This window comes from Hymenobacter radiodurans (assembly GCF_004355185.1).
Lineage (GTDB): Bacteria > Bacteroidota > Bacteroidia > Cytophagales > Hymenobacteraceae > Hymenobacter > Hymenobacter radiodurans.
The window spans coordinates 1740507-1767463 of sequence record NZ_CP037922.1; the positions used below are offsets into that span (position 1 = coordinate 1740507).

Annotated in this window: 18 protein-coding genes and 1 pseudogene; 10 read left to right on the forward strand and 9 right to left on the reverse strand. The window is 56.0% G+C overall.

The features are described from left to right. Positions 1-103: 103 nt before the first annotated feature. Complete coding sequence (locus tag EPD59_RS08490) at positions 104-985, forward strand: glycerophosphodiester phosphodiesterase (RefSeq protein WP_133272408.1); 882 nt, start codon at positions 104-106, stop codon at positions 983-985. A 47-nt stretch (positions 986-1032) separates the two neighbouring features. On the opposite strand, the gene EPD59_RS08495 is transcribed toward EPD59_RS08490, so the two are convergent. The 3 genes from EPD59_RS08495 to EPD59_RS08505 form a co-directional block, all read right to left on the reverse strand. Continuing rightward, positions 1033-1362 carry an STAS domain-containing protein gene (locus tag EPD59_RS08495; protein ID WP_133272409.1) on the reverse strand — a complete coding sequence of 110 codons (330 nt, stop codon included), beginning with the start codon at positions 1360-1362 and terminating at the stop codon, positions 1033-1035. A gap of 210 nt (positions 1363-1572) precedes the next feature. Beyond that, positions 1573-1977, reverse strand: coding sequence for a hypothetical protein (locus tag EPD59_RS08500; protein ID WP_133272410.1), 405 nt, complete (start codon positions 1975-1977; stop codon positions 1573-1575). A gap of 418 nt (positions 1978-2395) precedes the next feature. After that, positions 2396-3412, reverse strand: a complete 1017-nt coding sequence (locus EPD59_RS08505; protein WP_133272411.1) for a chemotaxis protein CheB — start codon at positions 3410-3412, stop codon at positions 2396-2398. 305 nt (positions 3413-3717) lie between these two features. On the opposite strand from EPD59_RS08505, the gene EPD59_RS08510 reads away from it, so the two are divergent. The 3 genes from EPD59_RS08510 to EPD59_RS08520 all read left to right on the forward strand — a co-directional run bounded on the left by EPD59_RS08510 (position 3718) and on the right by EPD59_RS08520 (position 10534). Beyond that, positions 3718-6759: a CheR family methyltransferase gene (locus tag EPD59_RS08510; RefSeq protein ID WP_133272412.1), complete on the forward strand. Its 3042-nt coding sequence runs from the start codon at positions 3718-3720 to the stop codon at positions 6757-6759. Positions 6760-6958: 199 nt separating this feature from the next. Beyond that, entirely contained in the window at positions 6959-8929 is a 1971-nt protein-coding gene (locus tag EPD59_RS08515) for a PAS domain-containing sensor histidine kinase (RefSeq protein WP_133272413.1), read from the forward strand. Between the two features lie 318 nt (positions 8930-9247). Next, the gene (locus EPD59_RS08520) at positions 9248-10534 is read left to right on the forward strand and encodes an LruC domain-containing protein (protein ID WP_133272414.1); all 1287 of its coding nucleotides are present in this window, start codon (positions 9248-9250) and stop codon (positions 10532-10534) included. 72 nt (positions 10535-10606) lie between these two features. On the opposite strand, the gene EPD59_RS08525 is transcribed toward EPD59_RS08520, so the two are convergent. The 4 genes from EPD59_RS08525 to EPD59_RS08540 all read right to left on the reverse strand — a co-directional run bounded on the left by EPD59_RS08525 (position 10607) and on the right by EPD59_RS08540 (position 13710). Next, positions 10607-11050, reverse strand: a complete 444-nt coding sequence (locus EPD59_RS08525; RefSeq protein ID WP_133272415.1) for a hypothetical protein — start codon at positions 11048-11050, stop codon at positions 10607-10609. 77 nt (positions 11051-11127) lie between these two features. Beyond that, positions 11128-12357, reverse strand: coding sequence for a hypothetical protein (locus EPD59_RS08530; protein ID WP_133272416.1), 1230 nt, complete (start codon positions 12355-12357; stop codon positions 11128-11130). A gap of 119 nt (positions 12358-12476) precedes the next feature. Continuing rightward, a complete protein-coding gene (locus EPD59_RS08535) occupies positions 12477-12770 on the reverse strand; it encodes a hypothetical protein (protein WP_133272417.1) in 294 nt (97 codons plus the stop codon). Between the two features lie 208 nt (positions 12771-12978). Then, positions 12979-13710, reverse strand: coding sequence for a TVP38/TMEM64 family protein (locus EPD59_RS08540; RefSeq protein ID WP_133272418.1), 732 nt, complete (start codon positions 13708-13710; stop codon positions 12979-12981). Between the two features lie 213 nt (positions 13711-13923). On the opposite strand from EPD59_RS08540, the gene EPD59_RS08545 reads away from it, so the two are divergent. Beyond that, positions 13924-15708, forward strand: coding sequence for a glycoside hydrolase family 15 protein (locus tag EPD59_RS08545; protein ID WP_133272419.1), 1785 nt, complete (start codon positions 13924-13926; stop codon positions 15706-15708). Positions 15709-15796: 88 nt separating this feature from the next. On the opposite strand, the gene otsB is transcribed toward EPD59_RS08545, so the two are convergent. Next, positions 15797-16522 carry a trehalose-phosphatase gene (gene otsB / locus EPD59_RS23610; protein ID WP_317128529.1) on the reverse strand — a complete coding sequence of 242 codons (726 nt, stop codon included), beginning with the start codon at positions 16520-16522 and terminating at the stop codon, positions 15797-15799. Next, the gene (locus EPD59_RS08550) at positions 16471-17973 is read right to left on the reverse strand and encodes a bifunctional alpha,alpha-trehalose-phosphate synthase (UDP-forming)/trehalose-phosphatase (protein ID WP_317128489.1); all 1503 of its coding nucleotides are present in this window, start codon (positions 17971-17973) and stop codon (positions 16471-16473) included. Before EPD59_RS08550 ends, otsB begins: the two co-directional genes overlap by 52 nt. 400 nt (positions 17974-18373) lie before the next feature. Between EPD59_RS08550 and EPD59_RS08555 the strand changes: the two genes are divergently transcribed. The 5 genes and pseudogenes from EPD59_RS08555 (at position 18374) to EPD59_RS23615 (ending at position 26949) form a co-directional block, all read left to right on the forward strand. Continuing rightward, complete coding sequence (locus tag EPD59_RS08555; RefSeq protein ID WP_240731678.1) at positions 18374-21094, forward strand: hybrid sensor histidine kinase/response regulator transcription factor; 2721 nt, start codon at positions 18374-18376, stop codon at positions 21092-21094. A 189-nt stretch (positions 21095-21283) separates the two neighbouring features. Then, positions 21284-22607, forward strand: a pseudogene (locus EPD59_RS08560) (sugar porter family MFS transporter). Positions 22608-22846: 239 nt separating this feature from the next. Continuing rightward, complete coding sequence (locus tag EPD59_RS08565; protein ID WP_133272421.1) at positions 22847-24031, forward strand: SusC/RagA family TonB-linked outer membrane protein; 1185 nt, start codon at positions 22847-22849, stop codon at positions 24029-24031. A 59-nt stretch (positions 24032-24090) separates the two neighbouring features. Further along, on the forward strand, positions 24091-26004 hold the full coding sequence (locus EPD59_RS08570) for a SusC/RagA family TonB-linked outer membrane protein (protein ID WP_133272422.1): 1914 nt from the start codon (positions 24091-24093) through the stop codon (positions 26002-26004). 21 nt (positions 26005-26025) lie between these two features. Further along, positions 26026-26949, forward strand: coding sequence for a RagB/SusD family nutrient uptake outer membrane protein (locus EPD59_RS23615; RefSeq protein WP_317128490.1), 924 nt, complete (start codon positions 26026-26028; stop codon positions 26947-26949). Positions 26950-26957 lie beyond the last annotated feature (8 nt).

Genomic DNA, 26957 nt, shown 5'->3' on the forward strand with positions numbered 1-26957 from the left:
GTACGGCCCTCGAAAACTGCCGGTCTCATTTTCATTCTAAAAAAGCCCCCGCCCGGTGGCGGACCACTAAGCGGGGGCTTTTTATTTGCGTATGTTGACCCCCATGCGACAAACCACTCTTGCTTTGCTGGCCGCCTTACTGATCGTACGCAGCGTAACCGCGCAGCAGCTTTCGCTGGATTGGCAGGGCCATCGGGGCTGCCGGGGTCTGATGCCCGAAAACACGATTCCGGCCATGCGCAAGGCCCTGGACCTAGGCGTTACCACCCTGGAAATGGACGTGGTGATTAGTCAGGACCGCCAAGTGGTGCTCTCCCACGACCCTTACCTGAACGCTGATTTCGTGCGCACGCCCGAGGGGCAGCCCCTTCCCATAGCCCAGGAAAAAAGCTTCCGCCTGTACGCCATGCCCTACGCTGACATTCGGCGCTACGACGTGGGCAGCCAGGGCAACGCGAAGTTTCCGCGTCAGCAAAAGCTGCGCACCTACAAGCCGCTGCTCGCTGAGGTAATCGACTCGACGGAGGCGTATGCGCAGCGAAAAGGCCGCCCCGCCCCGCGCTACAACATCGAAACGAAGATGACCCCGGCCGGCGACGGTACCCTGCACCCGGCGTCCGCCGAGTTCGTGCACTTGCTGCTGGCCGTGGTGCAATCCAAAGGCATTCAGGACCGGGTTATTATTCAGTCCTTCGACCCTAGGGCCTTGGAAGAAGTGCACCGGCTACGACCCGAACTGCCTACTGCTTTCCTAGTGGACAACACGCAGGGGCTGGCGGCCAACCTACGGCGTCTGAGTTTCCGGCCCACACACTATAGTCCGCATTACCGGCTGGTGAGTAAAGCATTGGTGCAGCGCTGCCACAAGCAGGGCATGAAGATCATTCCCTGGACGGTAAATACGGCGGCCGACGTGAAGAAAATGCTTCGGCTAAAAGTAGATGGTATCATCACGGATTACCCCGATTTGCGCCTTGGCCACTAAACGAGCTAGGCTTGCGGACAGGGTAGCGGTCAAAACGCTTACGGTCGCTAAGCAGTAGCCGTCCGGTGGCTGGCTTCGTCGCTGTGCTTGCCGGAAGCCTGAAGTACTTCAAAAACGGTATCCAGGCGGAGCAGGTGCAGGGTGCGGAATAGGGTGGGGCTAACGTTGTAGAGCCGCACTCTGGCCCCGCCATGGTGCAGTAGAAGCAGCTGGGAAGCAAGGTGCCCCACGCCGTGCGTTCGCAGGCAATCCAAGTGCTCACAATTGACAAACAGACGAGGCTCGCGCATGGTGGCAACGCGTACTAAGGTGTTGCTAAACTGAGCCGGGTCACTCGGATCAACCCTCAGCTTTACCGCACGAGGAATCCAAGTCATGTGCCGAGAGGAGTGCGCTTGCATGGGGATTGGAATAAAGGGAGAGAATACGTAAATATTAGGTTCAGAGGGAGATGCAGCAGTATGGCACTAGACAAATCTAAAAAGAAGTGCAGCCCTTTATTTGCGTAAAATCACCTATTTTCAAAACCCGTATTTCTACCTGCTCGCTAAGTAAGTGTGTACAGTATCCTCCCCAACTGCTGGCCCTCACTGCTGCAAGGTGGCGGCGTGCGGTACATAATGCCCGACACTAAAGCGCCAGATGTGACTATCGGGACTGCGTCGGGTCAGGGTAAAAGCGCCTGTCAGGTTGCTGCCACGTAGGTGAAGAAGCAAATGCCCCGCCTCAATACACTGATGTAGGGCCGCGGGAAGGTTTTCTTGCTTTGCTTCGGCTATCCTGCACTCGCCTCTGTCTACCTCCACATGGGGGAGAGGCGCCGAGGTGGGCGACTCACACAACAAGTAGTAGGGGAGCCCGTCGAGCAATTGCTGAGCCCGCCCTGGCAACACCCAGTGCATGAGTTGGCTGGTAGGCGAGCACAACGCCAGGTGTTGAAAAACAGCATCTTTGGATGTTTGCCGCAAGACAAACCAAAGCGAAGAATTCATTGCGTATAGCTCGAAGCAAATAGGGCCTTATAAAATGGAACAGATGAGCTACAAACCGAGCCGCCAGCGGCGACTCGGCGGACATAGGGTAGGGCTGAGTATACCGCCCTACTGTTACATAGCGACAGAGAGCAGAGGTAGCGCGGAAGGCTACATAGTGGCATTGCCCGGCAGAGTCAGATAGAGTTACTCTCGGCCGCAGTCTTCCCATTCCGGGCAACCCACTCACTTACTTTAACGCTGATTAGGCCCAAAAATTCACCTGTTTACTACGGAAAACGACTGGCACGAACACGTAATTTGAAAAGCGTATTTGACGCTTATTCCGGGATAATACGGAGTACGGGACCTGTAAAAAAAAGCCCCCCGGACTAGTCTGGGGCTTTTTTTAAACGGGGTTGTTGGGAAGTGCCTGCCGTTATTGCTGCTCTTCTTCCGGAGTAGTTACCACGGTGCTGCCGCTTACGCCATTGAGCAAAAACTCGCGCAGACGGTTGATGTGGTTCTTTATTTCCTCAATGCGCTCCTCCTGCTGCACCGAATAATGACCCTCGCCGCGGCTCGCTATACTGGTCAGCAGATTTTTGCGTTCCTCCATCATGCGCAGGGCCACCCACAAGGTTTCTTCAAGGCTGTGCTGCGTACTTTTAAGGAGCGCATTGGCAGTGAAGGCATGGCCTGTGTGGCAGCGGTAGCGTAGCAGCTTGCCGTGCTTGAGCTCAAAAAGCGCCCCGCCACAGTCGGGGCAGGTCATGGAACTGACTTGGCCCAAGCGTTCAACTTCGTTGGTAGTTCCCACGACTCTTTCCGCAATAGCGGCCTCCAGTTTAATGTCTTCAGGTACGTTGCTATTGCCAGAGGAAGGTATCCGTACCAGTCTGGCCAGTAGTTCACCCATCTGCGAGATGGGCAATACATAATCGATGGGCACGTTGCTGAGCGCACTTTCAGGCATACTCGGATACTCTGCCTCCTGAGGGTCCTGCACCACGGCGAGGCCACCAGCGCGCTTAATCAGCTCCAGGCCCGCAGTGCCATCGTGGAGCATACCCGTAAGCACCACCCCGATAACGGCGGTTCCGTAGTGAGCCGCGGCGGAGCGAAAAAGGGCGTCAGCCGCCGGGCGGTAGTGGTTTTCGCGGGGACCTTTAGTCACCAGCATATGACCATCCTTCACCAGCAAGTGACGGTCGGGGGGCGCTAGGTACACGCAGCCAGCCTCAATTCGGTCGCCGTCGCTGGGCAGCAGGCATGTAAGCGAGGTATGGCGCGCCAGGCGCTCTACCAAGTGCCAGCCCGAGGAATCGGGAGCAAAATGCTGTACGATAAGCACGGCCGCCGACAGTGCAGTCGGCAGTTGCTCAGCCAGTCGACACAAAGCAGGCATTCCGCCTGCTGAAGCACCAACCACGATAAGATGGGAGGGGTTTTTCACAGATGCGAACAAAGAAGGTGGGACGTGCGCGCTGAGTAGTTTCCTTAAACTACGAGGAAGGCCGTTTGGGGGCTATGGTTGAGCTCGAAAGAAGCGCCGATAAGCGGAATACGGTTGCGCTTCTGTATACGCAGAATTTGCGCGGCAAATCATAAACCGCTACCTCAAGTAGGATGAGGAGCCGGGTTTTACCGAAAGCTCGACACTCTTTTTCAGACTTGGGAAAGGAGTAACTTTACATATTCCCACCGTTTGGGACGCATCCCAAACACGCTTCGTTTCCTTGGAGCCCAGTTTTCTTGCTTATGCTTCCTCCCCCCGACGATCATACTGACGAGCCCGGCATCACTATCAACTTTCACGACCCCAGCCAGATTCCGGCCAGCGTGACGCCCCCCCAACTGCGGCTGGCCAACCAGCAGGATAACGCACAGGACAAGTTTACCATTGTGGGCCTGGGTGGCTCGGCGGGCTCCCTGCAGGCCTTCGAGGATTTTTTTGTGAGCATGCCCGCAGATTGCGGAATGGCCTTCGTGATTGTGACCCACCTTGCCCCGGAACAGGATGCCACGCTGGCGGGCGTGTTGCAGCAATTCACGCGCATGCCCGTGCGCGAAGCCGAGGACGGCATGATAATACGCCCCAATGAGGTGTATGTGATTCCGCCCAACAAAGACATGAGCCTGCTACACGGCACGCTGCTGCTGTTTGCGCCCACGCAGCCGCGGGGCAAGCGCATGCCTATCGACTTCTTTTTTCAAAGTCTGGCCAAAGATGCCCGCGAACGGGCCGTGTGCATTATCTGCTCTGGCATGGGCACCGATGGTACCATTGGGCTGAAGATGGTGATGGAGAACTTCGGGATGGTAATGGTGCAAGCGCCCGATACGGCCGAGTACGACTCCATGCCCCGCTCAGCCATTGCCACCGAGTTTGTAGACTACGTGCTGCCCGTGGATCAACTGCCCGGCAAGCTGCTGGAATACATAAATAAGCCCCCCACAAGCCGACCGCACCGCGAAACGGCCGAGTCGGCGTCGAAGCCGGCCCACGCTCTCCAGAAAATCTTCCTGCTCATCCGTTCCCATACGGGCCACGACTTTTCCTTCTATAAGCGCAACACGGTGATGCGCCGCATTGAGCGGCGCATGAATTCTCACCAGATCAAGGACTTCACTCACTACGTGCGCTACCTGCAGGAAAACGTGCCGGAAGTAGAAGCCCTGTTTAAGGAGCTGCTCATCGGGGTAACCAAGTTTTTCCGGGACAACGAAGCGTTCGACTCGTTTAAAAAGCACTTGCTGCCGATGCTTCGCCAGAAGCCTGACGGCAGCCTGGTGCGGGTCTGGACCCCCGGCTGCTCCACCGGCGAAGAAGCGTATTCGGTCGCTATTACCTTGCTCGAATGCCTCGACGCACTGGCTCCCGAGCGCTATCTGAAGGTTCAGATTTTTGCCACTGACATCAACGCGGAAGGCATCGACTTTGCCCGCGCCGGCTTTTACCCCGAAAACATAGCCGCCGATGTGACCCCAGAGCGGCTGCGGCGCTACTTTACCAAGGTGGAGGGCGGCTACCAGATTCGGAAAGAGCTGCGCGACTTGGTGGTTTTTGCCCCCCACAACCTCAACAAGGATGCCCCCTTCACTCGCCTCGATGTGCTGGTGTGCCGCAATCTGCTCATCTATCTGTCGGCGGAGCTGCAGCGCAATCTGCTGCCCGTGTTTCACTACGCCCTTAACCCTAACGGCCTGCTGTTTCTGGGGCCGAGCGAGAACCTGACGGGCTTCCAGGATTTATTTGCCCCCCTGGATATCAAGTGGAAGATTTCGCGGCGCATGGAGGGCGCGGCGTCCCTGCCCCGTCTGCTTAATTTCCCCTCGGGCTTGTCGCGGCTGCCATCTATTCCTACCGTAGCAGCCACCAGTTCTGGCCTCGGAAGCACCCGCAAAGACGGCCCCTTCGCTATCTTGGTGCAGAAAGCATTGCTACGCTACTTTGCCCCGCCGGCCGTGGTTGTCAATCCGAAGGGCGAAATTCTGTTTGTGAATGGGCGCACGGGCCGCTACCTGGAGCCGGCCCCTGGCCTCAGCAACCTGAACATCTTTGAGATGGTGCGCGACGACATGCGCTTCGAGCTGAGCGGCGCCATTCATCAGGCCAGCACCACCCACGCCGATGTAGTAGTGGACGGCATGAAGCTGGCCACGGATACCGGCTTTCAGCTGGTGCGCCTCAGCGTAAAATACATGACCGAGCCAGAACACTTGCAGGGCCTGATGTTGGTAGCGTTTGAGGAGCAAGCGCCACCCCGCAAGGTGCGCGCAGGCAAAGCCAATCTGCTAAGTGCTGACCTGAGTCGCGACGCGGCGGTGGCAGCCATGGAAAAGGAGCTGCATTACACCAAGCAGCGCCTGCAAATGACCATTGAGGAGATGGAAAGCAGTCTGGAGGAACTAAAAAGTACCAACGAAGAGCTGCAAAGCGCCAACGAGGAGCTGCAAAGCACCAACGAGGAGGCCATGACCAATAAGGAGGAAATGCAGAGCATGAACGAGGAGCTGCTCACGCTGAACCTACAGTACGCGAGCAAAACGGAGGAGCTGAGTCAGGCGGCCAACGACATGAAAAACCTGCTCGATGCCACCGAAATTGCTACCATCTTCCTCAATAATGATTTGCTCATCAAACGGTTCACGCCATCCATCGGGCGCATATTCAAGCTGGTGGCTTCGGATGTGGGGCGGTCCATAACGGACTTTGCCAACAACCTGCGCTACGATAATTTGGCCGGCGATGTGCAGCACGTAATTGACCGGCTGGTAACAATAGAAACCAATATTCAGACGACCACCGGCGAGTGGTACGCCATGCGCATTCTGCCCTACCGCACCCTCGATAACTACATCAACGGGGCCGTTATCACCTTCAATGATATCACTCAGCTCAAGGACCTGGAAGGTAGTCTGCAAGCCAGCACCAGCTTTGCTGAAAGTATCGTCGAAACCGTGCGCGAGCCTATGATCGTGCTCAACCAAGACCTGCAGGTGGTTTTGATCAGCGGAGCCTTTGCTGAGCACTACCGCTTGAACGTGGCGGAAGCGAAAGGCCAGTCGCTGACGGAGTTGAACAATGGCGCCTGGAACCTGCCCCCTCTGCGCCGCCTGCTCACCAACCTGCTGAGTGATAAAAGCGAAGAGTTCGACAACGTGCCGTTGCAGGTGAAGCTGCCTGAGTTGGGCCCGCGCCAGGTGCTGGTATATGGCCGCCGCCTGCTCAGTCACGGCTCGCAAATGACGTCTGTACTGCTGGGCATAAGTGATGCACCTGCGCAAGCACCGACGTAGGCAGCTGGTTTGCAAGCAATGCGCAAGAGAGGTATGCGTTAAAAAAACCCCCCAGTAGGCCGCTCTACTTGCCTGCGTTGCGTATGCATTATTACCTCGTCGGAGGGGCGCTGATCTTGCGCTGGGGGGCTTTTTTGAGGTCAGACTCTGATTTGCAGTAGATTGCTTACGCTCTTTTCATTCATCTATTCCGAGCGCCATGGACTACGACCAGCAGCTTTCCGCACATGAGGCTTTGCAGCAGCTTCGCGACCATGCCGAAAAGCGCCGCCACCTAGTTACGCAGAGCGTGGATGTATCGGCGCCGCAGGATACCCAACGGCTGGTGCAGGAGCTGCAAGTGTACCAGATAGAGCTGGAAATGCAGTACGAGCAGCTCCTGTTGTCGCAGGCTGAGGCCGAAACTGCGCACGCCAAGTACGTCGACCTATACGACTTTGGGCCCATAGGCTATTTTACGCTCGATGAGGCGGGGCTTATTCAGCTGCTGAATCTGCGGGCGGCCCAGATGCTGGGCACCGTACGCCAGCGCCTCACAAGCCGGCGCCTCGCCTTGTTTGTAACTTCGGACTGTCGGCCCAAATTCAATGATTTTCTAACTCAAACCCTGCTCTCCGACACGCGCCAGACCTGCGAGTTGGAGATGATGCGAGAGGATGGCACGCGTTTTTTTGTCAGGCTAGAAGGCTTGGCTATGCTCTCAGAGAACGGCGCGAAATGCTGCCGCCTAGCTGTCATCGATATCACTGATTCAAAAGCGGCTACGCGGGCCCTCGAAGCCAGCGAAGCCCGTTTTCGGTTGCTGTTTGAGCAAAGCCGCGATGCCACGCTGCTCATTCAGGATAGCCACGTTATCGATTGTAACAGCACTGCTCTTCAATTCTTTAATCTTCGCAGCAAGAGTGAGCTGCTGGGCAAGCACGTTTCAATTTTTGCCCCCCCTACGCAGCCTACTGGAATGCCGTCGGTAGAAGCCGCCAACGCCCACACCGCAGAGGCACTGCAGAAAGGCTGGAACCGGTTTGAGTGGTTGTTGATAGGGCCGGATGAGGAGGAAATGTGGGTAGAAATCTCCTTGACCGCCTTCTCGCTGGATGGCCAAGCGGTATTGCATTCCGTGGTGCGCGATATTACGGCTCAGCGGAAGGCGCGCGAGCAGCTACGCCGGGAAAAGGAGTTCTCCGAAAGTCTGCTCAATAATAGCGTCGATGGTGTTATGGCTTTCGATGCCCAGCACCGCATCACGGCTTGGAACAAGGTAATGGAGCTCAATACCCGTAAGCCGAAAGCAGAAGTGCTGGGTAAGGATGTATTTGATCTGTTTCCGCAGCACCGCGACGGCCCCGAGGGAGAAGCGGTGTGCAAGGTTTTGGCGGGGGAGCGCGTCACGAACTACAATCTGAAGCTCTATGAACGACCCGGCCACTTTGAGTCCTTTTTTGTGCCCTTGCTGAACGATGAAGGTAAGGTGGAAGGGGGCTTGGTGCTGATTCGCGACGTGACGGAGCGCGTCCGGCTGGCCGAAGAAGCCACCCAGATGAAGCTACGGCAGCAACAGGAGGTGCACTCGGCCATCCTGACCACCCAAGAAGAGGAACGCAAGCGCATTGCCGAAGCCTTGCACAACGGCGTCGGGCAATTGCTTTACGCCACCAAGCTAAATCTGGAAAACCGCGCGGGGGGCAATTCTTCCCGCGATTCGGCGCTGGCCCTACTGGAAGAAGCCATCAAAGCCACCCGCACCATCTCGTTTGAGCTGACGCCCGGTATTCTCCAGGATTTTGGCTTAAAATCGGCACTGGAAGAGTTGGTAAAACGTATTCCGCACGCGGGACTGCACGTGCACCTCTATATGCAGGGAGATTTTGATGGGCTTCCGCAGCAGCTCGAAGTATCTGTGTATCGTATTGTGCAAGAGTTGCTTAACAATATTATCAAGCACGCCAAAGCCCGCGAAGCCTTTGTGCATGTGGTGCAGGAAGATGGCCACGTAATCATCTCCGTCGAGGACGACGGCCAGGGCTTCGACCCAGTCCAGGCAAAAGCCAAGTACTCCGGTATCGGCCTCACCAGTATCCGCAACCGCGTCGATCTGCTAGCCGGTACGCTCTCCATCGACTCACGCCCCGGCCGAGGTACTATAGTAAGTATTGAGCTACGGATAAAGTAAGAGATAAAAATGCGACAACAGCGCCAGCTGCTAGGTTAAAAGCCTAGTGGCTGGCGCTGTTGCTGTTAATGACTTTGGGCTAAGCAGTTAGGCGCCTGTGCAAGTGCTTTAGGAAAGTACATTTTTATCGCAATTAATGTGGGTAGAGTGCAAATCATTGCTAATGCTTTGGCTACATCAATTTAGTTGATTGAAATAATTCTCTTTGGTATAAATAATACAAGTAAAATTAGCCATATAATAAAAATTTGTTTAAATTTTTATAAATTAGATCCTAATAGTACGTCCTACACTCCCACCTTCTAAACCCTTGTAACCATGAAAAATCAACCTTTACAGCACAGGCTCTCTTGGCTATTTTCAGCCATAGCTCTGATGTTGACGATTCAAAGTTGTTCGGATAAGGAAAATATTGCTTCGCCTCGCACAAGCACGCAATCGAGCACGCAGGATATTGTTGTTCCTCCAGCTTGTCAGTCCGTTTGCTTGGTAGCAGGCCAGCATAACCAAGTGGGAACGGTAGATGTGGCGCTGGACGGTGGCGACGTGCTGGTAACGTACAATCTGACGACACCGGGTATCACTCTTAAAGAGATACACCTTGATGTCTTTACCAGTCTGCAAGAGCTGAGAGATGAGAAGAAACTAAGCAATGGGGGCGCTATACCTGGTAAGTTTACTTACAAGCAAACATTTAAGACCGGCGTAACATCGTATACCGTAAGAATTCCTGCCGCGCAGGTTCCAGACATCAACTGCTTTTTCATCGCATCACATGCGGCGCTTTCCAATGGCGAAACTGCTTGGGGTGGCGTATGCGACAACACAAGCAAGGGCGTATCCTTAGCTAATGCCAACCAGTTCCCTGGTAATAACTGGTCGGTGTACTTCGAGTTCTGCAAGAGCAGATGCAGCCAGGCCATCGACTTCACCTATGCCTGGGAGGATATTAACAACGTTGGTCCTTTCCAAAACGACAGAGACTACAATGACTTAGTAGTGCAGTCTGACATTGTTAAGACTTCTAGCCAAGTGATAATCAACTTCCTGGTAACTGCCAGAGGAGCTGCTTACGATCATAAGTTCCGTTTCCGGATTCCAAAGCTGGGAATAACCAGTATCTCAGGGGCGGCCAGTTACACGAGTGATGCCACGTACTACTATGTCACTGTTTTCGAGAGCACAAAAACCGCACTGCTTGGATCAGGACCAGAAAGATTCGCTAATACGGTGTCGGGTGAGCCATGCGTTCCTTACGCAACAGCCCAAGTAACGCTCAATATCAACGGCGACTTCTCCTACAATCCGAGCGAGCCCTACGAGCCCTACATTTCGGTGTATACCTCCGGCCCCGCCACAGGCACACCCTCTTATGATTTGTACGTGTGGGAGGTTTCAAACAGAGATACCTATACCGTTGGAGGAAAGGAATATCCAAACGGCATCCTGATTTCTGATGATTGGAAGTGGCCCTTAGAATACATGTCAATCAATGAGCCTTATCCAAGCTTCACAAGCATAACCGATGGATTCACGTACGGCTGGTTTAACTCGCCAGCTCCTGGCTATGAATCTAAAACGTTTGGGCCAGAGGATTGCCTATAAGCCCTCCGGTTACAATTGAGAGCCAAAAAAGCCCCCAGAGGTAACTCTGGGGGCTTTTTTGTGGGCTAAACTTTACAATCGAATACCAATGCCCGGGCCAAGGAGAAAGAACAGCTTGCCGCCGTTAAGCAGATAGCCGCCACCCAGATAGAGCGGGAAAGTTAGCTTAGCATCGCTGCGCGTCGGATACACGGAGCCCAAAATTACGATGCCCAGGTTGCGGGCGCTGTTGGCGTCGGGGTTCAGGTTGAAGGCATTCAGAGCCACGAAGCCCGCCCCAACTTTGTACGGACGCAACTTATTGATTTTGTTTGGGTTGTAGAAGCTGAACTGCGCCAGCGTAGCCAGGCTAATACCGTTGAACGTGCCCACGCCCTGCACGTCGCTGTTGACTTGCTTGGTCAGCAAACCGGCCGGGAAGCTGACGTCGATATCAAACTTCACGCGACGCTGAAGCACTAGATCGAGCTTCTGCTGGAAGCCGGGCTCTGAGTACTTATCCGCAGCGTGCTTCACCGTAATCTGGATGCGGGCCCAGTCGTCGAGGTCGTAGGTTTTGCGGGTGCTGAGGTGCGCATTCAGACTAAGATTGCCTACCTGACACTGTTTGTCCTGGTAAAAAGCCCCCGGATGGAGTTTTCACCCGGACAGATGACGATGTTGTCGAGGGTGCGCATCTCAATTAGCTCGCCCTTACTGTTCAAGGTCCGAATCTCGAAGCTCAGGTATTGCTTGCCGTACAGTTGAGCATCGGTGTCGATGGCATCGGCGTTGAAGCTGAATACTACGTCGCGGATAGACTTATCGTAGAGGACGGGGCCATTGAGGCGGGTGATGGGGCGGGGCGCTTCGCCGAAGGTCACGCTCACAAAATCGAGCGGGTGGGGCCGCTGAAACTCACGTACATTGAGCACATGGCCCGTAGGCTGGCCCGCGTTAAAAATGGTCAGCCGCTTCTTGTCGATGTTCAACGGCACCTGTACGCGGTATACCACCGCCTGCTCGGAGCGCACCGACGAGTCGGAGGGTACCACCAGCACATCCTCAAAGTGGAAGCGCGCTTTCTGCAACGATTCGCCTTCCAGACGCACGTCCACAGTTTCGCCAGGATTCACCGTTTGGTTGTTCGTCCAGTCTCCGCCGCGGTGCCGCACCTGCACGCCCATAATGCTGGTTTTGGGCGACACGTTGAAGTTGGTGAGGTACTTAGGCTGGTCGTTTTCCTTGATATAGAGGTAGCTGTCGGTTTGACGGTGGGTGTTGTACACGCGCAGCCAGCATAGCACCCGGTCGTTGGAAAGGTAGCTGCGGGTCACCAACTCGGCAATCAGCGGGCCGCCCTGTTCCTCCTGGTCCTCAATGCGATAAGTGCGTTTTAGATCGAAGCTGCGGCCATTATCGAGAATAATTTCCACGCCCTGCCGGCGCGACGCCTCATTGAGAGTAATCTCTTTTTTGTCGACGCTCAGAAACCGCAGACGGCTGGACTTTACTGTGAACTCCTGGCGTAGTGGGGCCAGACTGTAGCTTAGGCGGCGGTTATTTTCGATGAGAAACGGCCGCTCCGTTTGGGGGCGCACCATCAGCGTGCGGTTGCCGGGCACGTTGGGCAGCACGTGCAGGCGCAGCGTACCGTTCTGCTGACTGAGGCGGTAGTCAATTTCCTGGCCACGCGTCCAGTCGGTGCTCACGCGCACGTTTTTGGGATTGTTGCTGGTCAGGTCAAACACCTTTTCCTCACCTACATACAGCTCCGTGTCGTTGGGCCGAAAGGCCAGCGTGGTGCGCGTGACGGGCAACAAATTCACCGTTTGGGTCTGCAAATTGCCCCCCGCCTGATCTGGGTCTTGTGTAAAGGTGAGGCGCAGGAAGCGGGTAGCCGTCAGGTCGCGGAAGCGTATTTTGGCCCGATAAAATGCGTTGTCAACAGCCGTGAGCGAGTCTAGGAGTTGAAAATCGGCGGAGCGCTGGAGGCGTAGGGGCCGCTGGGGGCAAATTGGTTGGGGTAAACCAGCAGCTCCGCCGTCTCGTCGTCCTGGCGGTAATAGAAGTACAGGTGCGGCTCATTCTCGACCGTTACTACCTGGCGACTCAGGTGGTAGCGAGCCGTATCGACGTGCAGTACTACTTCTCGCAGCAGCGGAGTCTGAGCAAAAGCTGCGGGGCTAATTGCCAGCAAAACCAACAGTAAAAGTGAGGTGCCGACAGCGCGGCTGAAGTCTGGAAGAAGGCGCACGGGGCGGTTCAGGTCAGAGAGTGAGTAGCCAGAAGCCGGAAGCGCGAACTACTCAAGCAGTCCACAATGGGACAAAGGTAGAACGGTAGGACTTTGGCCGAAAGCAAAAAACCGTTTTTTGCCTCTGCCTGCTGGCATCCCCAAGGAGGAGCCCGGCAGTAAAAAATCTCCTACAATGACTGTGCTATTTTGCCCCCCGCGCGGTTATTTATGCCTTTTGCCGCCGCTTATCCCACCAGACATACACTCCAAACAGCACCAAACTTACCCCCGATACCCACAGCAATCCGCTTTTGAGCCGGTCGCTGTTCTCGCCCAGGTACGCCAGCAGCCCGATGAGCGGCAAAATGCCCCCCGCGGTAGCAATCAGGAACTTGAGGTAGCCCATGCGTGCCAAGCCCGCCACGAAACTGACCGCGTCGTTGGAAATGATAGGAGAGATGCGGGCAATAACCACGGCCCACACGCCGTAGCGCTGCACTTGGTCAACTACTTTTTTCTGGCTTTTCTCACCCAACAAGCGCCCCACAAACCCTTCTCCCAGCAGGTGACCCAGCCCGTAACCCACCGACGACGCCACCACTATCCCCACAAAGGCCCACAACGAACCCCACCACGGCCCATACGCCAGAATAGCCACCAGAATCAACAGCACCACATTAATTACGACCAAAAACATCTGGATTATAAACGCCAGTAGCAGCCAAACTGGCCCCCATGCGCCAAATTGCTGCACCCACTTCGCAATGCGGGGCCGATCTCCGCTGGTCAGAATATCAAAGGCTTCGCGCACGGCGCTTTGAAAGGCCGGCCACAAAAAGTAACAGCCCACGAGCAGCACGATCACGGCTGCCGAAACATACAATGGCAGATGATTGGAGGTCCCCTTCGCTGAGGCGCTATCTGTCACTGATGGAGATTGATCTTTAAGTTGCTGCATAGATTCTAACGCTTGGTTTATCAGTTGGTTAGGATACTCTTAATGATTTAAAGAAGGCGTATTAGCGCCCTTGTCAGAACCGCCAACCTAGCACTACGCAAAATCACTCACACCCGGTTGGTGGCAACCTGAGCGGCGTCAATGAGGTACACTACTGCTGAGCGGCATTGCACTAAGCATACTGCGCTGCTTTCATCATCTGTTCTCCCTCTCATGACGACAAAGCACACCTACGATATGGGCGTGATTGGCAACTGTGCCTTTCTGGCCTTGGTAAAACAAGACACTTCTATTTCCTGGCTTTGCTGGCCGCGCTTTGATAGCAGCTTCGTGTTTGGCAGCCTGCTCGATACGCGCAAGGGCGGCGAGTTTAGCATCAAACCTTCTACTGAAGAGTTTACCTCGCATCAATCTTACAGGGAAAACACCAACGTACTCTGCACCGAAATCGAGAACGAGGACGGGCGCTACCGGGTCACGGATTTTGCCCCCCGCTTCCCGCAGTACGACCGCTACTACAAGCCCCTGATGCTGATTCGGAAGATTGAGCCGCTGTCGGGTACGCCGCGCGTGAAGGTGGTTTGCTCGCCGGTGGGCAACTATGGCGAATTGCCGCTAAGCCGCCGCCGTAGCTCCAACCACATCGCCTTTCTGGGGCTGGAAGAGGAAATTCGCCTCACCACCAACATTCCCCTGACGTATATTCTGGACGAGGAATTGTTTGTGCTCAACGAGCCTAAATACTTGGTGCTCACCTATGGCGCGCCGCTGGAAGCGCCTTTGGAAAGCACCGCCGAGCGTTTCCTGCGCAGCACGGTACAGTACTGGCAGAAATGGGTAAAAAGCACCAGTATCAGTAGCTTCTATCAGGAGGCGGTTATTCGGTCGGCGCTGGCGCTCAAAATTCACCAGTACGAGGATACGGGGGCCATTATTGCGGCCAGCACCACCAGCTTGCCCGAGGCGCCCGGCAGCACCCGCAACTGGGACTACCGCTTCTGCTGGATGCGCGATACCTACTATATCCTCACGGCCTTCAACAACATTGGCCACTTTGAGGAGATGGAGCAGTATTTCCACTACATCGCCAACATCTCTACGAAGGTTAAGGAAAAATATCAGCCGCTGTACAGCATTAGCGGCGGCACGGAACTGATTGAGCGTGAGCTGGATCTGGAAGGCTACCTCGGTAATAAGCCCGTGCGCATCGGCAACGACGCCTACACCCACATTCAGAACGACGTGTATGGGCAGGTGCTGGTGGCGTTGCTACCTCTCTACGTCGACCGACGCTTTCTGGACAGCGAGCGTACCGACTCACAGAAGCTGATTTATGACGCTCTGCGCATGATCGAGAAGACCATGAACATGCCCGACGCTGGGTTGTGGGAATTCAGAACGCTGGCTCAATATCATAGCTATACGTATCTGTTCCATTGGGCCGGCGCTCACGCGGCGCGCCACGTAGCTCGTCGCCTCCGCAATCCGGAGATGGAAGCCCTGGCCACGCGCCTGGTTGATGAGGCTGCGAAGAAAATTGAAGAGTGCTTTGATGCCAAGCGCGGCGTGTACACCAACGCCATCGGCTCGCCTCACCTCGACGCCAGCACCATGCAGCTCATCATGATGGGCTACCTCGACCCAGCGTCGGAAGTAGCAAAAACCCATCTTGTAGAGCTAGAAAAGGAGTTGAAAACGCCCGAGGGCCTGTTCTACCGCTACCGCCACGCCGACGACTTCGGCACGCCCGAAACCACTTTCCTCATCTGCTCTTTCTGGTATGTGGAAGCGTTGGCCTGCGTGGGTCGCGTAGAGGATGCCATTCGCGAGTTCGAGTCACTGCTGACGTACACCAACCATCTGGGCTTGCTCTCGGAAGATGTGGACGCCCGCACCGGCTCGCAGTGGGGCAACTTCCCGCAGGCCTATAGCCACGTAGGCTTGGTGAATGCGGCCTATCGTATTGCCAAAAAGCTGGACCAGCCAAACTTTGTATAATGCTCCGACAAGTCTCTGAATTGATTCTTGAACTAAAAAAGCCCCCGGAATACATCCGGGGGGCTTTTTTGCAATCAGATAGTATTGGTTACGCTTCTACCAAAGCCCGCAATACGCGTCGCACATCGTGGTGGGTATCAAGGTGAAAGCGCGCTAGGGAGCGGTGAGTGCTGCCAACTTTCACGGTGTAGGCGTGCGACGGCATCGCGCCGAAGGTATCTTCATCGGTACGGTCATCGCCGATGGCGATGATAAAGTCGGCAGGATAGAAGCTGAGCCAGCGGGCGGCACCAGCGCCTTTATTTACGCCGGCGCTCTTTACTTCCACCACCTTATTGCCCTCCATCACTTGCAGGTCGCTGTTGGAAGCCAAAAAGTGCAGATGGCTGGTCAGCTCGCGCGCCCTTACCTCGCCAAGCTCTATATCGGCGCGGCGGTAATGCCATACCAACGAATATTCTTTTTCTTCCACAAAGGAGCCGGCCGTGCGGCTTACATGCAAGTCGAGAATAGGCCTGATTTCGTGCATCCAGTCGTTGGTAAGCGGCCGCAGCATGGTCCACTCTTCGCCCAAGGCCCGCAGCCACACGCCGTGTTCTACAATAAAATCAAGGGGCAAATGGCCAAGCCACTTCTCCAAGGTCGCCCGGTCGCGCCCACTCACAATTATTACGCGGTTACGCTTATCGGCGCTCAAGTCGGCTAGCAGCGTGAGCAACTCCTGGTCGGGGCCGGCAAGCTGCGGATTGGAGTTAAATCCGGCTAGCGTGCCATCATAATCCAGGAATAAAAGCCGCTGGGGGCATTTTTGTATTCGCTGGTCATGCGTTGCAGCTCATCAGTGTTCAGAGTGGTAGTGGCCAAGGTTTCTTGTTTTAACTTGCTGTAGGTGAGGCGGTCCATGAATAAATTTACCCAGTGGTGAATATTGTATTTCTTTACCAAAGCCTGCATGGCGCCCATGCGCTGCCGCTGTTCGTCCTCGGGCATTATTAGCGCCTCGTGCATGGCCTCAGCCAGCTGGTTGGTATCCGTGGGGTTGATGATAATGGCATCCGATAGCTCGCGGGCGGCCCCGGCGCGCTCACTCAGAATCAGAACCCCAGGGGTGTCAATCTTGCTGGCAATGAATTCCTTAGCCACCAAATTCATGCCGTCCCGCATCGGGGTAACCAGCGCCACTTCCGCCATCCGATACAAAGCCGCCAATTCCTCAATCGGGAAGGAGCGGTAGAAGTACTGAATCGGGTTCCAGGAAATGGTGCGGTAGGTGCTATTGATGCGGCCAACCAGCTCGTCAATTTCCTCTTTTAGCTCCTTGTACTGATCCACCTGGTCGCGAGACGGAACCACCACCATGAGCAGGGTAGCCCGCTCGCGCCACTCGGGGTAGGCTTGCAGCAACAGCTCATAGGCCCGCAGGCGCTGGGCTATGCCTTTCGTATAGTCGAGGCGGTCGATAGACAGAATTATCCGCTCGTTGCGCAAGGCGTCGCGGTACGTTTGCTCGTGCGCGCGGGCCTGTTCCGACTGTGCTACTTCCGCGTATTTGGCTTGGTCAATTCCCATCGGGAAGGCGTCGACCAGCACACTGCGCGTGTTCACTTCCACCAGGCCATTCTGGCTCTGATACCCCAGCAGCTGCGACACAGAGCTCAAAAAGTGACGCATGTAGCCGTAGGTATGGAAGCCAATCAGATCGGCACCCAGCATACCCTCCAGCAATTGGCGCCGCCAGGGCAGCACCCGAATCAGCTCGTAGGAGGGGAAGGGAATATGCAAAAAGAAGCCAATGCTGCTTTTTGGTCGCGCGGCGCGCAGCATCTGCGGCAGGAGCAGCAGCTGATAATCGTGTACCCAGATGGTATCGTCGGGGCCGGCCAGCTCCAGCACGGCCCGGCAGAATTTCTCATTTACCGCCACGTAGGCTTCCCAGTGCGACTGGTCGTAGATGGCGTACTGCGCGAAATAATGGAAGGTTGGCCAGAGCGTTTCGTTGCTGAAGCCTTCGTAAAAATCTCGGATTTCACTTTCCGTCAGGAACACGGGCCGCATACTGTCGGCCCGGAGCTTTTCGCGCACTTCCTGTTCTTCCTCAGCATCGACAGAGATGCCGGGCCAGCCCACCCAGACATTATTAGCAGCCCGATAAATAGAGCCCAAACCGGTGGCTAAGCCCCCTTCGCTGGGGGAAAAAGAAAGGCCCTCTTCACTGCGTTGTACTTTGGTTGGTAGGCGATTAGAAACGATAATCGTACGGGACATAGGGTATTAACTTCGTACACAAATAGCCTTTCTTACGGTAAAAAGAACCGTTTCGGCGAAAGTGTTTGTGATCAAACCGTGAAGCAATGAACCCAAATCTGCTCCCTAACTAGTGAGAATGCCATAAAAGCCCCCAGTCAGACTCTGGTGTTGGGGAAGTGAAAAGGAGGGCTACTACTAAGCTTCACCCTAATAAAATGCGGCGCTGCCAGTAGATCACGGAATAAGTCCTCTGGGAAAGGCGACGCAACAGCTGAACTGTACTCATTCTTTCCTCAGGTATCTGCATCTTTGATTACTCACACCACCCAGCCCACCCGCACGAATGATTAGTAGCACCGCAAAACGATGGAACGAGCGTTTGGTCTCTTGCCTGCATGGTAGGATACTCTGGCTCTTTATGCTCGTTTTGCTGAGCAGCTGTGCCGAGCCTGCCCCCGCTGATCGGGTCAAGATTGGGTTTTCGCAGTGTACCAACGCCGACGCGTGGCGGCAGGCCATGCTGGCCGGTATGAAGAAGGAGCTGAGCTTTCATCCCGGCGTTGAGTTCCGGATGAAGGACGCCCACGACAACAGCGCCCTCCAACGCCAGCAGATTCAGGAGTTTCTGAAAGAAGACATCGACCTGCTCATCGTGTCGGCCAATGAGGCGGAACCCATTACGCCCATCGTGGAAGAGGTGTTCAACCGGGGCATTCCGGTGGTGATTCTCGACCGCCGGACCACTTCCAAGCTATATACGGCGTACGTGGGGGGCAATAATGTGGAAGTAGGCCAGACGGCCGCTAATTACATCAGCACGCTATTGCGCCAGCGCGGCAACGTGCTGGAAATCAAGGGCGCGCCCGGCGCTTCACCTGCCCTCGACCGCCACAAGGGATTCGCCGAAACGCTGGCCGCGTACCCCGGAATGCGCCTAGTAGCGCAAATGCACGGCGACTGGAAGCGGCCCTCCGTTATGCAGAATCTTCCCGCCTTACTCAAAGCTCACCCCGAAGTCGATCTGATTTTTGCCCACAACGACCGCATGGCCCTGGGCGCTTACCAGGTGTGCAAGCAGCTGGGCCTCGACCGGCGAATTAAGGTAGTGGGCGTCGATGGGCTGCCCGGTCCGCACGGTGGTATTCAGTTCGTGCAGGACGGCATTCTGGCGGCCACTATTCTCTACTCGCCGGGCGGCGAAGAGGCCATTCGGACGGCCATGAAAATTATCAAGGGCGAGCCGTACGACAAGGAAAACATGCTCGGCACCATGGTCATTGACTCGACCAACGCGCTGACTATGAAGATGCAGACGGAAAAATTGAGCAGTCAGCAGGAGGATATTCAGCGTCAGCAGCAGCTTTTGCAACAGCAGCGCGATACGTATGCCAGCCAGCGCACCGTCCTGTATATTTTGCTCGCGGCTTTGCTGGGAGCTGCCCTGCTGGGGTTAGTGGCGTGGCGGGCTTTTCAGGTAAACCGCCGCTTAATTAAGCGCTTGGAGCGGCAAAATGAGGAAATCAGCTCCCAGCGCAACCAGATAGCTGAGCTGGCCGAGCAGGCCCGCATCGATACGGAAGCCAAGCTGCGCTTCTTCACCAACTTCTCCCACGAGTTGCGCACCCCACTCACCCTTATTCTGGGTCCGGTGGAAGAAATGCTCACCGCCAGCGCCGACTTATCGGCCGGGCAGCGCCACGATTTAACGCTGGTGCACCGCAACACACAGCGCCTGCTACAGCTGGTAAACCAGCTCATGGATTTCCGCAAAATCGAAGTGGGTAAAATGCCCGTGCGAGCATCGGAGGGCAATATTGTGGCCTTCGTCCGCGAGATTATGGACGTGTTTGAGAAGTCGGCCCGGCAGCGGGGTATAGTGCTCCGATTTCTCCCTGCCGAGCCCGTTATTCCTCTGTGGTTTGATGTCAATATTCTGGATAAGGTCTTCTTCAACCTGCTCTCCAATGCCCTGAAATTCACCCCCGACCGGGGCCAGATTACGGTCAGCATTCAGCGCGTACCCACCGACAACACGGTGCGCGTGAGTGTGGAAGATACAGGCAGCGGAATTTCGGAGCAAGACCGGGAACACATCTTTGAGTGGTTTTACCAAGGCCATCAGCCGACGGCCAAAGGCTCGGGCATGGGCTTGGCGTTGGCAATGGGCCTTGTGCGCTTGCACCAGGGGCAATTATCATTTACCAGCCAGCCGGGGAAAGGCAGCACGTTTGTCGTGACGCTGCCGCTGGAACTGCCGGCAGCGCTGCGGAGCACCACGCCCTATGCGGCTCTGCCCGTCAACTTTGCCCAAGAGGAAGAAATGCCTCCCAGATCGAAAGAGGACCCAACGCCCACGCCCATTTCCGCAAGCGAATCCTTAATCTTAGTGATTGAAGACAATGAAGACGTGCGGGACTTCGTCGTGCAGAAGCTGGCGCCACACTATCAAGTTTCCTCGGCTGCTGATGGAGACACGGGCTTGCGCCTAGCCGCCGAAACCATCCCCGACCTTATTGTGTGTGATGTGATGCTGCCCGGCCTCAGCGGTCTGGAAGTAGTAACCCAGCTACGTGCCGATTGGCGCACCTCACACATACCGGTGGTCATGCTCACGGCCCGCAACGCCCCCGAGCAGCAGGTGGAAGGCGTGCAGTCGGGCGCCGACTTGTACCTGACCAAGCCGTTCAACCCGACCTTCCTGCTGGAGAGCATCCGGACTTTGCTGGCCAACAGAGCCCACTTGCGCGAGCACTTCCGCCGGGAGTTATCAGTAGACACCGCCACCGTCGCGCCCCAGCGCGTCGACCAGAAATTCCTAGCTGAACTCACCGCCATTGTGGAGGCCAACCTCACCCGCACCGACCTGAGCGTGGAGGATGTAGCGCGCAGCTTGGGCATCTCGCGGGTGCAGCTTTACCGCAAAGTAAAGGCCCTGCTGGGTACCGGCGTCACCGACTTTATTCAAGGCATCCGCCTGACCAAGGCCCGCCAGATTTTGCTCGACGACAGCCTGACTATTGCTGAAGTAGCCTACCAAACGGGCTTCTCCTCGCCCTCCTATTTCTCCACCGCCTTCAAAGCCAAGTACCAGATTTCGCCTTCCGAGTTCAAGGCCCTGCACGTGACGCCCCATAGCTGAATCAAATTCGAAAGTCGGGTATCATGAGCGAAACTTGAGCTTTAAAAATGAATCGTATTAAGTAGTTAAAATATTGATTACTAGTAATTTATACATTACGTAAACGTTGTATCAAAAATGGAAGACTTTGGAATAATAGAGCACGCTTAGGCAGACGCCACGACCGAATTTTGAAGAAAAAAAACGGTCGTGAAAAACAGCAAAGTATTCTTCTGGTCCATCGTCATCGCCCTGGGGGCTTTTTGTTTGGCTTTGACACGGCCGTGATATCCGGAGCGGAAAAAGCGATTCAGCAGCTTTGGCAGCTCACCGCTTTCGAGCACGGGTTCACCATATCCATCGCTCTTATAGGTACGGTGCTCGGCGCCTTGCTGGGGGGCATTCCTTCCGATAGACTGGGTCGCCGCAAGACCCTGATCTGGATTGCGGTCCTCTACTTCGTCTCGGCTTTGGGCGCGGCCATGGCTCCGAGCTGGGTGCCCTTTCTGATCTTCCGCTTCCTCGGTGGGCTAGGGGTAGGCGCCTCCTCCGTCACGGCGCCGCTCTACATTTCAGAGATTTCGCCAGCCGCCTCCCGGGGCCGCATGGTGGCGCTGTTTCAGTTCAACATCGTCTTCGGAATCCTGATTGCCTATCTTTCCAACTATCTGCTGGCCGATAGCGGCGACGCAGCCTGGCGCTGGATGCTCGGCGTGCAAGTCTTCCCAGCCGCCGCATTTCTGCTCCTTCTGTTCCGGGTGCCCGAAAGCCCGCGTTGGCTGATCACCAAGAAAGGTCTGGTAGAAGAAGGCCGCGCCATTCTGCGCATCATCAACCCCACCTCTTTTGACCGCGACGTCACGGCAATCCTGACGTCGCAGGCCCAGGAAGGCGCCGGGGGGAATCGCTCTTTACCCGGAAGCATATTGGGCCGGTAATGCTGGCGGTGCTGTTCGCCGTCTTCAATCAGGTTTCCGGCATCAACGCTATCCTGTATTATGCCCCCCGCATCTTTGAAATGACGGGGTTGGGTACCAGTTCGTCCCTGCTATCGTCGGCAGGCTTGGGGCTGATCAACTTCGCCTTTACCCTGCTGGCCATGAACTTCATCGACCGGTTTGGCCGGCGCAAGCTCATGCTGATTGGCTCTTTTGGCCTGATTGCCACGCTGGGCTTGGTAGCCCGTGCTTTCTACACCGAGCAGTTTACGGGCTTCACCGTGCCCATCCTGCTGTTCGTGTACATCGCCTTTTTCGCCTTCTCGCAAGGGGCTGTTATCTGGGTATTTATCTCTGAAATCTTCCCCAACAGTGTGCGCGCCAAAGGGCAGGCGCTGGGTAGCTCTACGCACTGGATCATGGCGACTATCATCGCCTTCACCTTCCCCTACTTCGCCGAGCACCTAGGCGGAGGCCACACCTTCCTCTTTTTCTGCCTGATGATGGTGCTGCAATTGGTCTTCGTGTGGCGCTTCATGCCCGAAACCAAAGGCACGAGCCTGGAGCAAGTCGAAAAGATTCTGGTGGTCCACTAAGAGGCCAGTCAAAGAGACAAAAAGCCCCCACAAGAACCTCATGCAGAGAGCAGCGAAGCATCTCGCTCGCGGTAGTGGGATTACTAATCCAACATCAGCACGCGAGATGCTTCGGCTCCGCCTCTGCATGACCGCCTGATTTACAAGCGTCTTTCCGAAAACGATTACAGCTCCCTGGCGTCCTTTTTTGCCACCCAGAGCTGACCAACCTTCAACTCTCTCCACTTTATACAACACCCATGAAAAAGATCGTACTCATGCGCCGCCGGACACTCCTGCCCACGGCGTTGGCTGTTCTGCTGCTGACGGCCCCAAACCTCGTCGCAGCGCACAGCCGAATAGAACTGATCAGTATCTATAAGGCTGATATCCAGGTGACTGGTCAGGTAGTTGACGATAAGGGCGCGGGGATACCCGGTGTAACCGTGCTCGTGAAAGGCACCACCAACGGCACCGCTACCGACCCCGACGGCCGCTTCAGCCTTACCGTTCCCGACGACGCGGTGCTGACCTTCTCTTCCATCGGCTTCACTTCCCAGGAAATTGTATTAGGTGGCCGCACTACCCTTAATGTAACGATGGCTGCCGACACCAAGACCTTGGATGAAGTGGTCGTGACGGGCTACCAAACCCAGCGCAAGGCCGACCTGACCGGCGCCGTATCGGTAGTGAAAACGGAGGAAATCAAAGACATGGCCTCTAATGACGTGACCCGCAACTTGCAAGGCCGGGTGCCGGGCGTGAACATCACCACCGACGGCGCGCCGGGCAGCTCCGCCACCGTGCGCATTCGCGGCATCGGTACGCTCGGCAACAACGACCCGCTCTACGTCATCGACGGCATCCCGACGCGGGAAGGCATTAACCAGATCAACCAGAATGACATTGAGTCGATTCAGGTGCTGAAAGACGCTTCGGCCGCCAGCATCTACGGTTCGCGGGCCAGTAACGGCGTGATTATCATCACGACCAAGAAGGCTAAGCAAGGCGCTACGCGGGTAGACTTTTCGACCTTCTTCACCCTCCAGACCCCGGGCCCGCACATCCAGATGCTCAATACACAGGACTATGGCCGGGTGTACTGGCAGGCAGCCACTAACGACGGCGCAGTGCCGAGCCGCCCCTTCTACACCTTTCAAACGCGCACCGGTCCCGACGGACAGCCCGTGCTCGATCAAGTGATTGTGCCCGAGTTCATCGACAAGGACAAAACCATGCGCGCCGCCGACACTGACTGGTTTAAAGAAACCGAGCAGAATGCCCTGATTCAGAGCTACAACCTAAGCGTGAGCAGTGGCGGCGAGCGGGGCGGGGCGTTGTTCTCCCTGAACTACTACGACAACACTGGTACCCTCAAACACTCGGGCTTCAACCGCTACACGGCCCGCCTCAACTCCGATTACAACTTCCTGGGGGCAAATTAAAGATCGGCGAAAACCTGACTATCGTCAAGTCGCAGCGGGCGGAGTTCGACCTAAACCTGGTGCGCGACCGGACTACCCAGTTGCCCTCTATCGTGCCCGTGCGCACCGTGGATGGCATAGGATGGGGCGGCCCCGTAGAAGGTATGAGTGACCGGGATAATCCCCTGCGCCTGCTCTCTGATAACCAGCAGAACCGCTCCAACACGGGTCGGGCCTTCGGTAACGTGTTTGCCGACGCCGAGCTGCTGCCCGGCTTGCACCTGCGCACCAGTTTCGGCATCGACTACAGTATGTACAAGTTCCGCCAGATCTACAAAACCTACAAGGCGGGCTTCCTCTCTGAGGCGAATAACAGGGTAACTGATAACCAGCGCTTCTTCGGCAACTGGGTGTGGCAGAACACTTTGAACTACGACATGACGTTGGGGGGCAAACATCAGCTCAACTTCGTGGCTGGCACCGAGCGCATCAGCTACTACGATGAGAGCAGCTACGCCTCCCGCACCAATTTCGCCAGCGAAGACCCCACCTACGCCTACCTCGACGCGGGTGCGGCCAACAAGGACAACGGCGGCGGCGGCACCGCCTACAAGCTGGCCTCGTACTTCGGCAAATTCAACTACTCGCTGGCCGACAAGTACTTGGCTTCCGTTACCATCCGTCGAGACGGCTCCTCCCGCTTCGGCGAAGACAACCGGTTCGGGGTATTTCCGGCCGCGTCGGTGGGCTGGCGCTTGAGCGAAGAAAACTTCGTGAAAAACACGACCCCGTTCTTTTCTGACCTGAAGCTGCGCGCTGGCTGGGGCCAAACCGGCAACCAGGACATCGCCAACTTTGCCTCCCGCGGCCTTTACCAGTCATTGCTGGGAACGCTGGACCCCAACTTTGAGTACGACCGTGGCACGGCCTACGACATCTTCGGCAACGACACCAATTTGCCTTCCGGTTACCGCCGCGTGCAGCAGGCCAATCCCGATTTGAAGTGGGAAACCACGACCCAGACTAACCTCGGTGTTGACTTCGGCTTGCTGGATAACCGCCTTACGGGTTCAGTCGACTACTTCATCAAGAAAAGCGAAGACATCCTCGTGAATCTGCCTTACCTGGCCGTGGTAGGCGAGGGTGGCGACAAGTTTGTGAACGGTGCTTCGATCGAAAACAAGGGCTGGGAATTCTTAGTAGGTTACCAGAATGAGCTGACTAATGGCCTGACGTACAGCATCACGGGTAACCTCTCCACGTACCGCAACAAGCTTACCTTCCTGCCCGACGAGGTTATCAACGCCTACGGCGGCAACGGCCAGGACGTAACTCGCTTGGGCCACTCCATCAACGCCGTGTACGGCTACGTAGCCGACGGCTTGTACCAGAACGCCACCGAGGTAAGCGAAGGCCCCACGCAGGTAGGTGCCGCCCCCGGCCGCATCCGCTACAAGGACCTGAACGGCGACGGCAAAGTGGACAACTTCGACCAGACCTGGATTACCGAGGGCGTGCCCGACTTCAACTACGGCTTAAACTTGGGCGCCGGCTACAAAGGCTTCGACGTGCAAGTGTTCCTGCAAGGGGTGCAAGGCCTGGAAGCTTACAACAACGCCAAATTCCGGACTGACTTCGCATCAATTGCCTCGGGTGAGAACTGGGGCGAGCGCCTGCTCGACGCGTGGTCGCCGACTAACACGGGCTCTTCGATTCCGGCCCTTACCCTGCAAAACTCCAACAATGAAGGCCGCGCCTCGACTTACTTCATCGAAAACGCTTCATACCTGAAGCTGCGCAACATCCAGCTGGGCTATTCGCTGCCCGCCACCTTGGTTAGCAAGATTAAGCTGCAAGGGGTGCGCGTGTACGTGCAGAGCCAGAACTTATTCACTGTCAAGAGCAAGGAGTACACCGGCCCGGACCCCGAGGTAACCAACTACCAGTACCCGGTTCCCCGCATTTTCACCACCGGCCTCAACGTTTCCTTCTAATCATCCGCCAGCATTACTACCATGAAAATCCTGAAATCCAGCGTACTGGCGATTTCGCTGCTCGCCCTTTCCTATGGCTGCAACGACAAAGAGTTTCTCAATGTGCAGCCCACCGGCGCGCTCAGCGACGACCAGCTGAATACCGCCGCCAATATTGAAAAGCAGGTTATTGCCACCTACTCCCAACTTGGTAACGACGTGTACCGCGCGCCTTATACCTCTTTGTGGCCCTACGGCAACGTCCGCGCCGGCGACGCTTACAAAGGTGGCAACGGCACGGCCGACGTGGATGCGTTTCACTTCTACGAAACCTTCACTTTCAACCGCCTCGATGTAGGCAACACCGACGAGCTGTGGTTCCTGATCTACATTGGCATCTCGCGGGCCAACGACGCCCTGCGCCGCCTCGAAACTGTTGATGCGGCGGCTATGCCGAATAAGGCCATTCGTCAGGGCGAGATGCGCTTTCTGCGCGGCCACTTCTACTTTATGCTCAAGGAGCTCTTCAAGCGTGTTCCCTACATCGACGAGAAAGTGCCCACTGCGGAGTACGCTACCGTATCGAACGTAGCCCTGACCAACGACGAGCTATGGACCAAGATTGCCGACGATTTCCGCTTTGCGGTAGCTAATCTGCCTGACGCTCAGCCTGAAATAGGGCGGGCCAATAAATCGGCAGCGCAGGCTTACCTGGCCAAAACGCTGCTTTTCCAGGCTTACGTACAGAGCGATAACAACGCCGTTACATCCGTCGACCAGGCGAAGCTCCAGGAAGTGGTTTCCCTAACTAACCAGGTCATTGCCTCGGGCAAATACTCGCTGCACGCTGACTTTGCCACCAACTTCCTGACGGCCGGCGATAACGGCGTGGAGTCGGTGTTTGCTATCCAGTTTTCGCGCAACGACGGTACCCCAAAGGCCGCACCGACCGCGGCAACTGTCTGAACTATCCG

Excerpts from the sequence above, each read along its gene's own strand:
- EPD59_RS08515 (WP_133272413.1), top strand. The coding sequence starts at position 6,959 with ATGGACTACGACCAGCAGCTTTCCGCACATGAGGCTTTGCAGCAGCTT.
- EPD59_RS23615 (WP_317128490.1), top strand. The coding sequence starts at position 26,026 with ATGAAAATCCTGAAATCCAGCGTACTGGCGATTTCGCTGCTCGCCCTT.
- EPD59_RS08500 (WP_133272410.1), bottom strand. The coding sequence starts at position 1,977 with ATGAATTCTTCGCTTTGGTTTGTCTTGCGGCAAACATCCAAAGATGCT.
- EPD59_RS08520 (WP_133272414.1), top strand. The coding sequence starts at position 9,248 with ATGAAAAATCAACCTTTACAGCACAGGCTCTCTTGGCTATTTTCAGCC.
- EPD59_RS08540 (WP_133272418.1), bottom strand. The coding sequence starts at position 13,710 with ATGCAGCAACTTAAAGATCAATCTCCATCAGTGACAGATAGCGCCTCA.
- EPD59_RS08495 (WP_133272409.1), bottom strand. The coding sequence starts at position 1,362 with ATGACTTGGATTCCTCGTGCGGTAAAGCTGAGGGTTGATCCGAGTGAC.
- EPD59_RS08545 (WP_133272419.1), top strand. The coding sequence starts at position 13,924 with ATGACGACAAAGCACACCTACGATATGGGCGTGATTGGCAACTGTGCC.
- EPD59_RS08555 (WP_240731678.1), top strand. The coding sequence starts at position 18,374 with ATGCTCGTTTTGCTGAGCAGCTGTGCCGAGCCTGCCCCCGCTGATCGG.
- EPD59_RS08490 (WP_133272408.1), top strand. The coding sequence starts at position 104 with ATGCGACAAACCACTCTTGCTTTGCTGGCCGCCTTACTGATCGTACGC.
- EPD59_RS08550 (WP_317128489.1), bottom strand. The coding sequence starts at position 17,973 with ATGTCCCGTACGATTATCGTTTCTAATCGCCTACCAACCAAAGTACAA.
- EPD59_RS08565 (WP_133272421.1), top strand. The coding sequence starts at position 22,847 with ATGAAAAAGATCGTACTCATGCGCCGCCGGACACTCCTGCCCACGGCG.
- EPD59_RS08510 (WP_133272412.1), top strand. The coding sequence starts at position 3,718 with ATGCTTCCTCCCCCCGACGATCATACTGACGAGCCCGGCATCACTATC.